12 protein-coding genes are annotated in these 13,722 nt (G+C 70.3%); 4 read left to right on the top strand and 8 right to left on the bottom strand.

Annotation, left to right across the window (positions count from 1 at the left end; all coding sequences use genetic code 11):
- Positions 1–156: 156 nt before the first annotated feature.
- A complete protein-coding gene (locus tag D7W82_RS02350) occupies positions 157–1,365 on the top strand; it encodes an extracellular solute-binding protein (RefSeq protein ID WP_120616758.1) in 1,209 nt (402 codons plus the stop codon).
- A gap of 3 nt (positions 1,366–1,368) precedes the next feature.
- On the opposite strand, the gene D7W82_RS02345 is transcribed toward D7W82_RS02350, so the two are convergent.
- The gene (locus D7W82_RS02345; RefSeq protein ID WP_233587248.1) at positions 1,369–3,174 is read right to left on the bottom strand and encodes a serine/threonine-protein kinase; all 1,806 of its coding nucleotides are present in this window, start codon (positions 3,172–3,174) and stop codon (positions 1,369–1,371) included.
- 192 nt (positions 3,175–3,366) lie between these two features.
- On the opposite strand from D7W82_RS02345, the gene D7W82_RS02340 reads away from it, so the two are divergent.
- Positions 3,367–5,778, top strand: coding sequence for a PAS domain S-box protein (locus D7W82_RS02340; protein ID WP_233587247.1), 2,412 nt, complete (start codon positions 3,367–3,369; stop codon positions 5,776–5,778).
- Here D7W82_RS02340 and D7W82_RS02335 read toward each other — a convergent pair.
- From D7W82_RS02335 to D7W82_RS02320, 4 genes are all read right to left on the bottom strand, one after another.
- Positions 5,775–6,320: a D-alanyl-D-alanine carboxypeptidase family protein gene (locus D7W82_RS02335; protein ID WP_120616756.1), complete on the bottom strand. Its 546-nt coding sequence runs from the start codon at positions 6,318–6,320 to the stop codon at positions 5,775–5,777. The genes D7W82_RS02340 and D7W82_RS02335 overlap by 4 nt on opposite strands.
- A 121-nt stretch (positions 6,321–6,441) precedes the next feature.
- The gene (locus D7W82_RS02330; protein WP_120616755.1) at positions 6,442–6,843 is read right to left on the bottom strand and encodes an MGMT family protein; all 402 of its coding nucleotides are present in this window, start codon (positions 6,841–6,843) and stop codon (positions 6,442–6,444) included.
- An 88-nt stretch (positions 6,844–6,931) separates the two neighbouring features.
- Positions 6,932–8,539, bottom strand: coding sequence for a patatin-like phospholipase family protein (locus tag D7W82_RS02325; RefSeq protein ID WP_233587246.1), 1,608 nt, complete (start codon positions 8,537–8,539; stop codon positions 6,932–6,934).
- A 37-nt stretch (positions 8,540–8,576) separates the two neighbouring features.
- Entirely contained in the window at positions 8,577–9,437 is an 861-nt protein-coding gene (locus tag D7W82_RS02320; RefSeq protein WP_120616754.1) for an alpha/beta fold hydrolase, read from the bottom strand.
- 88 nt (positions 9,438–9,525) lie between these two features.
- On the opposite strand from D7W82_RS02320, the gene D7W82_RS39925 reads away from it, so the two are divergent.
- Complete coding sequence (locus D7W82_RS39925; RefSeq protein ID WP_147439184.1) at positions 9,526–9,879, top strand: hypothetical protein; 354 nt, start codon at positions 9,526–9,528, stop codon at positions 9,877–9,879.
- Positions 9,876–10,142: a hypothetical protein gene (locus D7W82_RS02310; protein WP_120616752.1), complete on the top strand. Its 267-nt coding sequence runs from the start codon at positions 9,876–9,878 to the stop codon at positions 10,140–10,142. Before D7W82_RS39925 ends, D7W82_RS02310 begins: the two co-directional genes overlap by 4 nt.
- A gap of 27 nt (positions 10,143–10,169) precedes the next feature.
- Here D7W82_RS02310 and D7W82_RS02305 read toward each other — a convergent pair whose 3' ends face one another.
- From D7W82_RS02305 to dgcN, 3 genes are all read right to left on the bottom strand, one after another.
- On the bottom strand, positions 10,170–11,807 hold the full coding sequence (locus D7W82_RS02305) for a DUF2339 domain-containing protein (RefSeq protein ID WP_120616751.1): 1,638 nt from the start codon (positions 11,805–11,807) through the stop codon (positions 10,170–10,172).
- A 93-nt stretch (positions 11,808–11,900) separates the two neighbouring features.
- Positions 11,901–12,629, bottom strand: coding sequence for a YebC/PmpR family DNA-binding transcriptional regulator (locus D7W82_RS02300; RefSeq protein WP_120616750.1), 729 nt, complete (start codon positions 12,627–12,629; stop codon positions 11,901–11,903).
- A gap of 58 nt (positions 12,630–12,687) precedes the next feature.
- On the bottom strand, positions 12,688–13,701 hold the full coding sequence (gene dgcN, locus D7W82_RS02295) for an N-acetyltransferase DgcN (protein ID WP_120616749.1): 1,014 nt from the start codon (positions 13,699–13,701) through the stop codon (positions 12,688–12,690).
- Between the last annotated feature and the right edge of the window lie 21 nt (positions 13,702–13,722).

The following is a 13,722-nucleotide window of genomic DNA, read 5'->3' as shown; positions in this document are numbered from 1 at the left end:
CCAGAGGTGCCTTGATGGCGTTCGCGTGGGTGCAGGCAGACCCCGGTTTTCGAGCGTCCGAGGCCACGGATGAGAGTCTTTATGAACCGCGAGGCCCGCCGTTGAAATACCCACTTTGGGTAGATTGACGGGCATCCCTTCAGAGAGGTCACTGCCATGCGTTGGAGAGCCCTGATCTGCCCCGCCGTCCTGATCCTGAGCGCCTGCTCGGAGTCGTCCGATCCCGACCCCACTCCCAAGCGTCCACTGAAGGCGGTCCTGTTCCCATACATCCCCGACTCCGCGGGGGACAGCTTCGCCAGCCTGGAGCAGCGGTTGGAGTCCGACTTCGAGGCGGCCCATCCGGACATCGACCTGGACGTCGTGTTCGACGCCAACCTGGATGTCTATGACCTGGATGAAGGCGGGACGCTGAACCAGCTGCTCGGCACGGGGGCCGGGGCCGCCCAGGTGGTGGAGGTGGACACGCTGATCCTCGGCTCGCTCGCGGAGAAGAAGTGGATCCAGCCGGTCGCGCTGGACGCGGGCGTCATGCACTCCGCGGCGGAGGAGGCCGTCCGCATCGGCGGTGAGAGCTACGGCGTGCCCACCTACCTGTGCACCTACGTCGTCTACTCGCGGACCCCGAACATCCGGTCCGCGACGGACAGCGCCTCGCTCGCGCGAATCCTCCGCGAGGCCGCTCCCGGCAAGCGCCCGCTGGCGGCGAACTTCGACGGGAGCTGGACGCTGCCTTCCTCGTACATCGATGCCTGGGCGGACACGCACCCGGGGGATGCGCTCGCGAGCGCCATCTCGCTGCCGCTCGACGCACCGACGCTGAACGCGTTCGCGGACGTCGTCGACAGCTGCTCGCTCGAAGCGGGCGTCAATCCTTGCCTGGATGGCAGCTACGCGGACAACACGGTCGCGGAAGTGGCCTTCGCCCAGGAGCAGGCCAACGGCTTCATGGGCTACACCGAGCGCCTCTTCTACATCCTCCAGTCACAGCCCTCCATGCCGCTCCCGGAGGTCATCTCGGTCCCGCTGGGCGCGGGCTCGGCGCCGGCGGTCTTCGTGGATGCGCTGGTGCTCAACGCGAACTGCACCGGGACGTGCGCGGAGGACGCCCGCGCCTTCACGTCGTTCATGCAGGACCCCGGAACGCGCAGCCTCATCGCCTTCAGTGCGGACGCCCCCCAGGGAACCCGGCCCCGCTACCTGCTCCAGGCCAACCGCGCCTTCTATCAGCAGGAGCCCGCACGCTCCGACCCCATGTACCAGCAGTACGAAGACATCCTGAGCGGAGCGCGGCCCTATCCCAACCAGCGCTTCCCAGAGAACCGGAAGGCGCTCCAGGCGGCCCTGCGCGAAGCCCTCCAGTGAGGCTCAGCGCCTGGGTCGAAGCGGCAGGGGCGCGTCACCGGCCGCGGGCCTGGGCGCGAGCACTTCCGTGGTCGAATCGATTTCGAGCGTGTTCGCGACCTGGGTCGCCGCCACGGACGGCGGCGGCCTTCGAAGCAAGGCCTCCACGTCCGCGGGAGTGGGGTCGCTCAGTGTCAGCAGTCGCTGCTCACGGGCCCAGCGCTCCGGGAACCGCGAGCGCAGCCAGCCGGCCAGGTCCACCGCTGGCAACGCCTGGCGCGCCGGCTCCAGCGCCTGGCGAAAGGCATTGGCGTTCGCGAAGCGGTGAGCCGGGTCCGGATGGAGCGCCACCTCCAGGACTCCACGGAGCACCCGTGAGGCTTCGAGTGCGTCCGCCCGCTCCACGGCCTTCGCCTGCTCCGGGGCCGGAGGCATCACCCGCGACAGATTGCCCGTGAGCAGCTCCAAGAGGACGCAGCCGAACGCGAACAGGTCTCCGGAGGGGGTCGCCTCGGCGCCCTCCATCCGTTCGGGAGGCATGTACGCCAGCTTCCCGATGATGCCGCCCTCCTGGGTGAGGCGCCCGTCGCCGGGGGGTGGAGCCGCCCGGCCGGTGCGCTGCTCCGGGAGCGCGCCGGTCCTCTGGGCGATGCCGAAGTCCACCACCTTCACGACGCCGTCGAAGGAGACGACCAGGTTGTCCGTGCTGATGTCCCGGTGCGTGACGCCCTGCTCGTGGGCGTAGGCCAGCCCGCGCAGCGCCTGCTGACAGAGCTCGATGATCACCTCCAGCGGCAGCGCCCCGGCCGTCGTGGCGCGTTGGGCGAGTTCCAGCGCGTTCACGCCGCTCAGGTACTCCATGACGATGAACCACGCGCCGTCCACCTGCCCCAGGTCGTGGACGGAGACGATGTTCGGGTGGTGCAGGCGCGCGGAGGTGCGCGCCTCGCCAATGAAGCGCCGCACCCGGACCTCCGCGGCCTCCGCCTCCTCACCGGCCTCGTCGTCCAGCATCCGCTTGAGGACGACCAGCCGGTGGAAGCCCGCGCGGCCGGTCCGGAGCGCGAGCCACACCTCGCCCATGCCGCCACGTCCCAGCCGTGAGAGTCGCCGGTAGCGGTGGATGCCCGTTCCCAGGTCCGCGCCGCGCAACGAGCGCGCCGTCAGGATGGCCAGCGCCGTGGACGACAGCAGGAGGAATGGCAGCCCCACCAGCGGCAGCACGTGGAACCCGTCCACCCACCCGAGGTCCACCGCGAGCTCGCGCAGCAGGAGCGCCAGCGCACAGAGCGCGGCGGTGAGCACGGCCACGGCCATCGCTCCCCGCCGCTTCAGCAGCCGCGCCGCTTCGGCGGTCCAGGTCGCGCCCACGCCCGCCGCGAGCAGCCAGAACAGGGTCAGCCCCAGGCTCGCGGTCTCCTGCGCCAGGCGCTCCGCGCTCAGCCCCTCCACGGGCGCCGGGTACAGCGAAACCCCGACCGCCAGCACCCGCACCGCGCCCAGCGCGACCGCCACTCCCAGCATCACCCGCCGCCAGCGAGTGAGTGGCAGGTCCAGCAGCGACCAGACGACACGCAGCAGGACGTAGGGCAGCGGAATCGAAGTGAGCGCTCCCAGCAACAGCCACGGGCGTGTGTCCGTGAGCGTCGCCGTCGCCTCTTCGCGGGTCATGCCCGCCGTGATGCTGATGACCGCGAAGCCCAGGAAGCCGCACGCCAGCCACAGCTGGACGCGCTGCGAACGCACCGCCACCCAGGTGGCGAAATGCACCAGCGCGAGCATGGTGAACGCTCCGCTGAGTGTCAGGTGCACCATCATGAAAGGATTCACGGGCGTGAATCCTAGTCGCCAGCAGGGATTCCTTGTCCAACCCGTGAAAAAAGAGCGGGGTGACAGTGTCTGTCCGAGGGCGGCCCTTGGATGCCCGGCCGCCGCTTCGCGGAGAGGGAGGCGACGTCTGGCACATGGGCGGGCGAGCCCCCATCGTTGAAGAGGGAAGAGTCCGCCCCCTTCACGCGTCCCATGGCCCGCCTGCACGACAGCCCAGCGTCTCCACCCGAGCGGGCCTCGCCGCCAGGGCACGGCAGCCTCCTGGACGCCGTGCTTGCCAGCATGGGGGAGGGGCTGCTGGTGGCGGATGAGCACCAGCAGCTGGTGTTCCTCAACCCGAAGGGAGAACTCATCCTGGGCATGGGGCCCACCGACGAGCCGGTCAGCCGGTGGCCGGTGCATTACGGGCTCTACCTGCCGGACCAGGTCACGCCCTATCCGTCCGAGCGCCTGCCCATGAGCCGCGCCCTCCGGGGCGAGGCCGTCAGCCGCGCGGAGGTCTTCCTGCGCAATGCCTCGAGGCCGGCGGGGACCTGGCTGCACGTCAGCGCCAGTCCGGTTCGCGACGGGACCGGCCGGGTGCGCGGCGGCGTCGCCGTCATCAGCGACGTCACCAATTTCAAGCGGGCCGAGGACGCGGCGCGCGAGGGCGCCGAGAAGTACCGGTCGCTCTACACCAGCACGCCCGTGATGATGCAATCCATCGACCCTCGCGGGCGGCTCATCAGCGTCAGCGATTACTGGTTGAGCACGCTGGGCTACGAGCGCGAGGAGGTGCTCGGGCGGGAGTCGGTGGAGTTCCTCACGCCAGAGTCCCGGCGGTACGCCCGGGAGGTCGTCCTGCCCGAATACTACAAGACAGGGGCGTGCAAGGACGTGCCGTACCAGCTCGTGAAGAAGAGTGGGGAGGTCATCGACGTCCTCTTGTCCGCCATCGTGGAGCGGGACGCCTCCGGCCAGATGGTCCGTTCGCTCGCGGTGCTGACCGACGTGACCGAGCGGAAGCGGACAGCGGAGGCGTTGCAGGAGAGCGAGCAGCGGCTGCGCGCCATCCTGGACAACGCGCCGACCGTGTTCTTCCTCCTGGATACGCAGGCGCGCTTCCTGTTCGTGAACCGCGAGTGGGAGCGGCTCTTCCACCGCACCCGGCAACAGGTCGCCGGCAAGACGGTCTTCGACGTCTTTCCCCGGGACATCGCGGAGACGCTGCACGAGGCCAACCGGGACATCTTCCAGAGCCGGGTCCCCGTGCAGCGGGAGGAGCGGCTCCTGCACGACGATGGGATCCACGTCCACCTCACGCAGAAGTTCCCGCTGCTCGACACCAATGGGGTGGCCTACGCGCTCTGTGGAATCGCCACCGACATCACCCAGCGCAAGCGGATGGAGCTGTCCCAACGATTCCTGGCCGAGGCGAGCCGCGAGCTGGTGGCCTCGCTCGACCCTGAAACCACGCTCCAGCGCGTCGCCGAGCTGGCCGTGCCGCTCTTGGCGGAGCTGTGTGTCTTCTTCGTGCGGACGGACGGCGTGGGCCTGCGGCCAGTGGCGGTGGCGGACCGTTCGCCGGCTCGTGCCGCGAGCGTGCGGGAGTTCCTGCGACATCACCCGCTGGATCCGGACGCACGCCACGGTCCGGCGCGGGTGCTGGCCACGGGAGAATCGGAGCTGTCCGACGCGTCACAGGGCCTGTGGGCGCCCGAAGCGCTGACGGAGGATCTGCGCTCGCTCCAGGACCGGCCCTCGCTCGGGGTGCCCCTCCAGGCGCGAGGCCGCACCCTGGGCGTGCTGTATCTGCTCTCTCCCGAACCGGGGCGCACGTATGCGCCGGAGGAGCTGACGTTGACGGAGGAGCTCGGGCGCCGGGCGGCGTTCGCCATCGACAATGCGCAGCTCTACTGCTCGGCGCAGGAGTCCATCCGCGCGCGGGACGAATTCCTGTCCATTGCCTCCCATGAGCTGAAGACCCCGCTGACGTCCATGCGGCTGCGGGTCCAGCAGATGGAGTCCGTGCTGCTCATGGGGGCGCAGCCCCTGTCCACGGAGCGGGTGACGCGGATGCTGGAGGTCTTCCAGGATCAGCTCCAACGCTTGTCGAATCTGGCGGACCACCTGCTCGACGTCTCACGCGTCCAGGAGAAGCGGCTCGACCTGCGCATGGAGGAGATTGACCTGGTGACGGTCGCCCGGCACATGGCGGGCCATGTCGCGGAGCCGCTCCAGAAGGCGGGCTGCGACTTCGAGCTGGTGGCCCCGGAGCCGGTCTGGGGCCGCTGGGACCGACTGCGGATGGAGCAGGTGATGCTCAACCTGCTGACCAATGCGATGAAGTATGGCGCGGGGCGCCCCATCCGGATGGAGGTCGCGAAGCACGCGGGCAGGGCGCGGCTCACCGTCGAGGACCACGGCATGGGCATCCCCTTCGAATCCCAGGAGCGCATCTTCGAGCGCTTCGAGCGCGCCGCCTCCCTCAACTACGGAGGGCTCGGGCTGGGGCTCTTCCTCACGCGACGCATCGTCGAGGCCCACGGCGGAAGCATCCGCGTCGAGAGCGAGCCGGGGCACGGCGCGAGGTTCATCGTGGAGCTGCCGCCGCACATGGCCTAGCTCGCGTCCTGGCGGGCCACGGCGGGCGTGGGCTCCACCTCCAGGGGGCGGCCCAGACAGTCCGCACCGTCCTCGGGCGCGGAGGTGCTCTTGGGCCGGTACTCCCAGTGCCACGGCTCCGACTTCACGGTGCGGCGGAAGCCGAAGCGGCACGCGTTGCCCGCGAGCCATTCATACGCGGGGGACGCCTCCTTGCTGCCCACCACCAGGTCCACCGCGAGCCCCCGGTTGTGATTGGAGCGGCCCGGCCGCGCGGCCTTGGGCCCCAGGCCCTTGCGGTAGCGGCGCCAGAGGAAGCGCTGCTGTTGATACGAACGCCACCCGCTGGTGACGAGCAGGGGCTGCCCTGCCGTGCGCGCCTCCGCCGCCATGCGCTCGAAGGCCGCCGCCGCGTCGCGGTGGAGCCGGTGGCCGCTGTGGATCCGCACCAGGCGCGGGGCCTTCGCCTTGGCCTTGCGGACCTTGGTTTCCTTCGCGAACCCGGCGGGGGCCAGCAGACAGAACAGGAGCACGAGGCCCCAGCGGAGCAGGGGAGAGGACATTCGTCGGAGGTCCAAGCAGTGGGCGAGGACCTGAGGCTGCCGCCTTTATTCCGCGCTGAAAAGCAGGCGAGCCACCGAGCGCTTTCCCCTCGCATCCGGCCGCCCGGACGGCCCGTGGGGACTAGAAGAGCTTGAGCTGCGCAGAGGGTGCGGGCGCGTCCCGAGGCGGCAACACGCTGAAGCCGTGAGCGCGGGCCCAGGCCTCGCTCGGGCCCTTCCAGTGGTGCGCGTCCATGCGCACGTGGCCCGCGTCGTCGAAGGCGACGCCCTCCGCCTCCAGCAGCTCGCGCTGGCGGTGGCCGGAGGTGCTGATGCCTCCCGTGCGGTTGATGATGCGCTGCCACGGCACGGCCGCCGCTCGCGACCCCAGCGCCGCCATCGCATGGCCCACGGTGCGCGCATCACAGGCCCCGCCGACGATGGTGGCGATGTCTCCGTAGGTGGCCACCTGTCCGGAGGGCACCTGTTCGCAGACGCGGTAGATGCGCTCGTACGGGTCCTGCGTGTCGGTGGGGGGGGCCATCGGGTCTCCGGGCTGGGGCTGCCGGAATCCTACTCATGGCATCCCCCAATGCACGCGAAACCCGAGGCGTCCGCCAGCCCCGGGGATGCTAGGCCGCCACGGCCTGTCGCTCCCGCGACGGAGCGCCGGCTTGATTGAGCACCGCCCATTCCTGACGCAGGCGCTCGTACAGCGCATTCAACGGCTGGCCCGGCGCTTCGTACTGCCCGGCGTGGTGCTCCACGATGTGGCGCAGGAGCACGTAGCAGATGGTGGCCGCGCCCGCGCTCTCCACGGTGGTGAACTGGCCCGCGTCCGTGAACCAGAGCGTGGTGGGCATCTGACAGGCCTGCGTGCCCACGGCCACCAGGTGCGCACCGGGCTTGAGCCACGGGTGCTTCGCGAACAGGTTGGGCCGGTCCACCGTGAGCGCGGAGATGAGGTTGGAGATGCGCCGGTCCTTGAACCGCGAATCCCCATACACCTGACCGAACACGAGTCCCCGCACCCGCTTCATGAACACCTTGGACGTCAGCGCCAGCAGCGACGTCGCGCGGAGCACCAGCATCTGCGCGAACTCCGGCACGGTGAGCTTCTTGAACGACGGCCAGACGTCCAGGTCCATCTGCCGCTTCACCAGCGTGATGACATCCGCCAGCCGCGCACGCACCCAGACCAGCGCCGTCGCCACCGACGCCGTCAACACGCCGGGGATGAGGTAGAGGAAATAGTCCCTGGGCTCCCAGTTGCCCTCGCGAGCGGTCTCGAACCCGCGCCACGCGAGGATGGCGGCGGAGAGCAGGGTGAGGAAGAAGAGGCCGTAGGCCAACCAGGAGACGCCGTTCAGCGTCACCCAGCCACGCTTCGTCGGGTTCTCCGGGACGTTGTACATCTCCGGGTTCTGCACGCTGACGTCGGAGATGACCAGCGTGGGCGGCGGCTCCGTCTTGTTGAACGCGAGCAGCAGGCTGTCGATGCCCTGGTTGTCGTAGATGCCGCCATCCATCAGCGGCAGGCCGCTCTGGAAGCCCGGGCCCAGGGCCGCCAGCGCGGTGTCGAGCGGATAGCCCTGGGGCCAGTGGAACTGCTGCGGGAACACCAGCGGTTCGAAGCCGCCCGGAAAGCACGACGACGCGGCGGCGATGTCCGCCAGCCGGACGTGGCTGGCCACCGGGCGCGGCATCCGGTAGCCGTTGTTGCCCAGGACGGTGAGCGGGTTGTTGCTGCGCCGGAAGCGGAAGTCCAGGCCGGTGTGGAACTCGGTGGTGTTGAAGATGGCCTCCTGGAAGTGAAGCCCACCCGCGTCCAGGACCTCACCGAAGCGCCGGTCGCCCAGGAACTCGGGCCGCGCGTAGACGTCCGCGGCGGACCGGATGAGGCTGGCCCACGCATGGCTGCCGTGGTCGCGGTTGGAGGTCAGTCCGGTCAGGGCCTCCGCAATCACGTTCGTCCGCAGCAGGTACGCGGAGAACGTCTCGTGAAACGCCTTGAACGGCTTGCCGTCCAGCTGGCTCACCACCCACGCCAGTCCCGTGAGCGTGCCGCCGGACACCGTGGACAGGCCCACGACATCGGACAGAAGTCCAACGGTGTCGAGGAAGCGCAGCGTCCCCAGGTGGAACGCCGCCGCGCGGTAACCCCCACCGGACAGGGACAGCGCGAGCGGTCCAAGCGGACCGTGTTTCTCGGAGACAGGGGGCGTGACGTCTTGGCTCATGGGGGCTTTGAAACGCGGCGGGGAGGACGGTGGAAGCTTAGGCGAACGGCGCGTCCGGCGCCTTCCCACCCTCCGCGGCGTCCAGGTGCTCCTTCAGGAGCGCGTTGACGCGGTCCGGGAAGCGCAGGGGCACGCCGTGCGAGGCATGGGGAATCTCCACGAAGCGGGCGCCAGGGATTCCCGCCGCCAGGGCCTGCCCGGCGGTGGGGGGCGCGATGGGATCGTGCGTGGCGCTCACGACCAGGGTCGGCAGGCCCGCCAGCCCCTGGAGGAGCGGGGTCGCGTCCGCGCTCCGCATGGCCCGGAACTGGCGCATCGCCACGGGCGGCTGATCCGCGAGGTCATGGTCGAACAGCTCCGCGAGCTGCTCCGCCAGCGCGTCCTTGTCGGCGTGGGCCAGCTCCTCGGGCGCCAGCACCATGCGGAGGAAGGCGTGGCGCCGCATGCGCCGCGTACCGACCTGGGTCCGCAATCCCATGAGCAGCAGGCCCGGTGTGAGGCGGGTGGGCACCGCGCCCGTCGCGAACGTGCACAGCAGCGCGAGGCTGCGCACCCGCTCGCGTGCCTGGTGCGCGAGGTACAGCGCCACCAGCCCGCCCAGCGAGTGCCCCATGACGTGCGCGCTCTCCCAGCCCTGCGCGTCCATCAAGGCAAGCACGTCGTCGGCCATCATCTCCACCGTGAGCGCGTCGCCTGGCGGCTGGCTGGCGCCGAAGCCCCGGTTGTCCAGGCAGAGACACCGGAAGTGGGAGGCCAGGCCCTCCACCTGCGGACGCCACCCCGCGGCGCCAACGCCGACCCCCTGGATCATCACCACCGGAGGACCGTCTCCCTCCACGAACCAGCTCAGCGTGCAGCCCCGGTGCAGGGTGCTCTGTCGGCGGTAGGCGAGGCGCATGCGGGCTCCTGGAGCAGGGATGCGCGAAGGCTAGCTTGTCCCCGGGGTCACTGGTGCTTCGCGTGGGGGTTGGGTCAGGCTCCCATCCATGCCAATTCCTTCCTCGCATCGTCGCAAGGTCGCCTCGACGGCACTCTTCTGCGCGGGACTCGCGCTGGGCTGGCCCCTGTTCGCGGGCGCGAAGCTCCAGGGTGGGGTGTGTGATCCGCTAAATGATGAAGCCGAAGGCATCCGGGTGCGGCTCGTGTCAGCCACCGCGAACGGTGTTTCCATCATCCCCGCGCAGGGCACGGGCCCCATTGGTGCCGTCTACAACGTGTGGGCCGTGCGGCCGGAGGCGGGAGCGACCGGTGATTTCGCGAGGGCCACGCTCTTCGAGGCCGAGCCGACGGAAGGCACGGGAGAGCTCTACCGGAACCTCAGCCTCCAGAGGCAGCCATGAGGAAGCTGGGCATCGTGCTCGCGGGCATGCTGACGAGCGCCCTGGCCTCCTCGCTGCTCACGGCCTGTTGTCCGGACCGCCCCCCGCGCGTGGTCTTCCGGCTTCCCTTCGGAAGCTACGGAGTGACGACGCCCACGGCGGACACGAACTATCGCCTCGTCCTCTCCGAGGACGGCGTCACCGTGGTGGAGACCTTCGAGCGCGGGGGCAAGGCCTACCGGCAGGAGTATCGGGTGACGGAGCGGCAGGAGACCGACATCTGAGGCCGCGCCCGTCAGGGGACGCTGTCTTCACCCGCGCCGGTCGCGCAGCCGCGTGTATGTGTATGAGACGAGCAGCAGCATGACGCCCAAGAGGATGAACGTGAGTACGCGCTGATCCGGCGGCAGCTTCGCCACGTCCACCAGCACCAGCCGCCCCAGGGCGAGCCCCAGCACCGCCAACGCGGCCAGCCGGTACCAGCGCTCGCGCACCGCGAAGCCCACGCCGAAGAGGAGGAAGGCGGCGATGACCCAACCCAGCGTGACGAGCCCGTCTGGCATCCTCGCGCCCACCAGCGCCACCAGTGACAGCCCCGCGCCCGTCGCGCAGATGGCGGTGAAGAGCGTCCGGGCCTTGGGCTCGGGCAGGCCGGCGACGCGCACCGTCCCGCCGCGCTCCACCAGCACGAACGCCACCACCAGCCCGGTGAGCAACGTCAGGCGTCCCGGCGTCTCCCATTCACACGCGCCCAGCGCCACGTAGAGGATGAGCACGCCCACGCCCCGCAGCACCGGGGACTCCACCCCGCGCGCGGCCAGGCCCGCGACCAGCCCCGTCACCGTCCAGGCCGCCACCAGCGCGACGTCGTCGTAGCGGGCGGGCATGGCCAGCGCGAGCGTCACCGCCGTCAGCGCCAGGTACGCATGCGTCAGCGCCGCGGGGGCACGCTGGAGCCTCGACACGACCGCCCCCGCGCCGTGCGCCAGCGCGACGGCGAGGAGGAAACCGAAGAGGTGCGAGTCCTGCTCCTGGGAGACCTCGTACGCGCCCAGCGACGTCAGGCCCACCCAGTTGAGCAGGGTGAACGCGAGGCTCGCGCGCACGGGCAGGTCGCGCGGGCGCACGAGCAGCGCCACGGAGAACAGCAGGAAGTAGAGCGCGAGGAAGCCCAGGCTCAACAGGAGCCGGTCATCCTCGGGCGCACCCGGCGCCATGTGGCCCGTGCGCACCGCCCAGACGACGTGCGTGCTGTACACCGCCACCAGGCTGGACAGGGGCACGATGACCCAGCGGTTTCGCACCAGGAAGAACAGCGCGCCCGCCGCGAGCATCGTCGTGGACAGCAGCGTGAACGCGGTGATGTCGCTGAGCATCCCCGTGTGCAGCCCCAGGAACAGCGCGATGCCCGCCACCGTCTCCGACTGCATCCGGTGCGCGATGGTGACGATGGCCACCACGAACCCCGCCAGCAGCACCAGCGCGAGCACCTCGCTGTCGATGACCCGCACCGCCGGGATGAAGTGCAGCGCGTAGGTGACGAAGTACGCGAGCGCCAGACCGCCGCCGAAGACGATGCGCCCGAACAACGGGTGCCGCCGCGCCAGCCACAGCCCGAACGCGCCCAGTCCCGCGCTGAGCAGGTAGCCCGCGCCCACGCGCGCCAGCACCCCCAGCTCCCCGAAGTGGTACGTGATGAGGTACGCGATGCCGATGATGAGCGCCACGATGCCCAGGCGGCTCAACCAGTAGGTGCCGACATGCGCCTCCAGGTCCCGCTGCTCGGGCGCGGCCACCGGGGGCGTGACAGGGGCGGCCGAGGGCGCGGCCACGTGGCGCGGTGCCCCCCGGGCCTCCAGGCTCGCGAGCCGCGTCTCCAGGGCCGCGACCGTCGCCTCCAACCGCTTCACCGTGTCCCGCAGGTCCTGCCCGTCACCCTCGTCGGCCATGGATCTCCTCGGCGGAGCTTCAGCAGCTCTGACGCCGCGCGGGCGTGGCACCGGCCCCCGGCGAGTGCCGCACGGGGACCGGATGCCGTGGCTTCAGGCGAGGTTGTGGAACACGTGCTGCACGTCGTCGTCCTGCTCCAGCATGTCCACCAGCTTGAGCACCTCCGTGGCCTGCTCCTCGGGCAGCTCCTTCAGGGTGCCGGGCAGGGGGATGTACTCGGATTGCGTGGACACGGTCGCGATGCCCTTGGCCTCAATCGCTGACATGAGCTTGCCGAAGTCCGCGAACTTGCAGCGCAGGAGCAGCTGCTTCTCGCCCTTCTCGCCGGTCGTCTCGCCCATCTCCTCCAGGCCGTGGTCGATGAGCTCCAGCTCCAGCTCCTCCTGGTTCACGCCCTCGGCGTCCAGGCGGATGGCGCCCATGTGCTCGAAGAGGCGGGACACGCTGCCCGCCGTGCCCATGCTCCCGCCCAGCTTGGTGAAGGGGAAGCGGACGTTGGCCACGGTGCGCGTGACGTTGTCCGTGGCCGCCTCCACCAGGATGCCCACGCCGTGCGGCGCGAAGCCTTCGTACAGGAGGATCTGGTAGTCGGCCTGGTCCTGACCACTGGCGCGCTTGATGGCGGCGTCCACGTTGGTCTTCGGCATGTTCGCCGCGCGGGCGTTCTGCACGGCCCGGCGCAGCGCGGGGTTCGATTCGATGTTCGGCCCGCCCGCCTTCACCGCGATCACGATGTCCTTCGTGATGCGCGTGAAGACCTTCGCCATCTTGTTCCAGCGGGCGAACATCGTCGCCTTGCGTGTCTCGAAAATGCGTCCCATGGTGTCCTCAATATACCGTGAGCCGCTCCGGTGGAGAGGCTTTCGGAAAGTGTGTGTGTCACCCGCGCGGGAAGCGGCTCGCCAGCGCGTCGGCCAGGGGGCCCGCGCCCGTGCGCAGGGGGTCCACGCAGGGCAGGCCATGCGCCCGGCCGGTGGACTCCAGGAGCGAGTGCGCCTCGTCCTCGCCCAGGTGCTCCGTGTTGATGGCGATGCCCGTGCACTGGATGGCCGGGTTCGTCAGCCGGCCCTCCAGCACCGTGCGGTCGATGACGTCCTGGATGGAGGGCAGCGGGTGCTGCACGCCGCGCATGCGCGTGCGCGTGGGCTCGTGGCAGACGATGAACGCGTCCGGCTGCGCGCCGTGCAGCAGGCCCAGCGTGACGCCCGCGAAGGAGGGGTGGAACAGCGACCCCTGGCCCTCCACCACGTCCCAGTGGTCCGCGTCGTTCGCGGGCGTGAGCCACTCCGCCGCGCCGGAGACGAAGTCGGACACCACGGCGTCCAGCGCCACGCCCCGCCCGGCGATGAGGATGCCCGTCTGCCCGGTGGCCCGGAAGTCCGCCTTCCACCCGCGCTGACGCAGCTCCTTCTCCAGCGCCAGCGCCGTGTACTTCTTGCCCACCGCGCAGTCGGTGCCCACGGTCAGCACGCGCAGGCCGGGCCGCTTCGTGCCCTGGCCCGTGGCGAAGTCCCGGTCCGGGAAGCGCACGTCGTGCAGCTTGCGCCCGTGCTTCGCCGCCGCGGCGGCCACGGCGGGCAACGAGGACAGCCGCTTATGCAGCCCGGTGGCCACGTCCAGCCCGGCCTCCATCGCCCGCACCAGCGTGTCCACCCACGCGTCCGCCAGCACTCCGCCCGGATTCACCACGCCCACCACCAGCGTGCGCGCGCCCTTCGCCTTCGCCTGGGCGAGGTCCATGTCCGGCAGACCACAGTCCGCCCCGCAGCCCGGGAGGCGCAGCTGACCCACGCACCAGTCGGGCCGCCAGTCCACGATGCCGTGGGCCGTCTTGGCCGCGAGCTGATCCCTCACGTCTCCCAGGAACAGCAGGTAGGGCTTGTCGATGTCCACTCGCGGTGCCTTAGCACGGCC

It is taken from the genome of Corallococcus sp. CA049B (assembly GCF_003611685.1).
Taxonomy (GTDB): domain Bacteria; phylum Myxococcota; class Myxococcia; order Myxococcales; family Myxococcaceae; genus Corallococcus; species Corallococcus coralloides.
The sequence above is the reverse complement of the archived record's forward strand: the minus strand, read 5'-3'. Positions and strand labels throughout refer to the sequence as shown.

Bases quoted from the DNA above. Each gene is read 5' to 3' on its own strand.
- D7W82_RS02320 (WP_120616754.1), bottom strand. From the start codon at position 9,437: ATGCGCCTCGCCTACCGCCGACAGAGCACCCTGCACCGGGGCTGCACG.
- D7W82_RS02350 (WP_120616758.1), top strand. From the start codon at position 157: ATGCGTTGGAGAGCCCTGATCTGCCCCGCCGTCCTGATCCTGAGCGCC.
- D7W82_RS39925 (WP_147439184.1), top strand. From the start codon at position 9,526: ATGCCAATTCCTTCCTCGCATCGTCGCAAGGTCGCCTCGACGGCACTC.
- D7W82_RS02335 (WP_120616756.1), bottom strand. From the start codon at position 6,320: ATGTCCTCTCCCCTGCTCCGCTGGGGCCTCGTGCTCCTGTTCTGTCTG.
- D7W82_RS02305 (WP_120616751.1), bottom strand. From the start codon at position 11,807: ATGGCCGACGAGGGTGACGGGCAGGACCTGCGGGACACGGTGAAGCGG.
- D7W82_RS02340 (WP_233587247.1), top strand. From the start codon at position 3,367: ATGGCCCGCCTGCACGACAGCCCAGCGTCTCCACCCGAGCGGGCCTCG.
- D7W82_RS02330 (WP_120616755.1), bottom strand. From the start codon at position 6,843: ATGGCCCCCCCCACCGACACGCAGGACCCGTACGAGCGCATCTACCGC.
- D7W82_RS02310 (WP_120616752.1), top strand. From the start codon at position 9,876: ATGAGGAAGCTGGGCATCGTGCTCGCGGGCATGCTGACGAGCGCCCTG.
- D7W82_RS02300 (WP_120616750.1), bottom strand. From the start codon at position 12,629: ATGGGACGCATTTTCGAGACACGCAAGGCGACGATGTTCGCCCGCTGG.
- D7W82_RS02325 (WP_233587246.1), bottom strand. From the start codon at position 8,539: ATGAGCCAAGACGTCACGCCCCCTGTCTCCGAGAAACACGGTCCGCTT.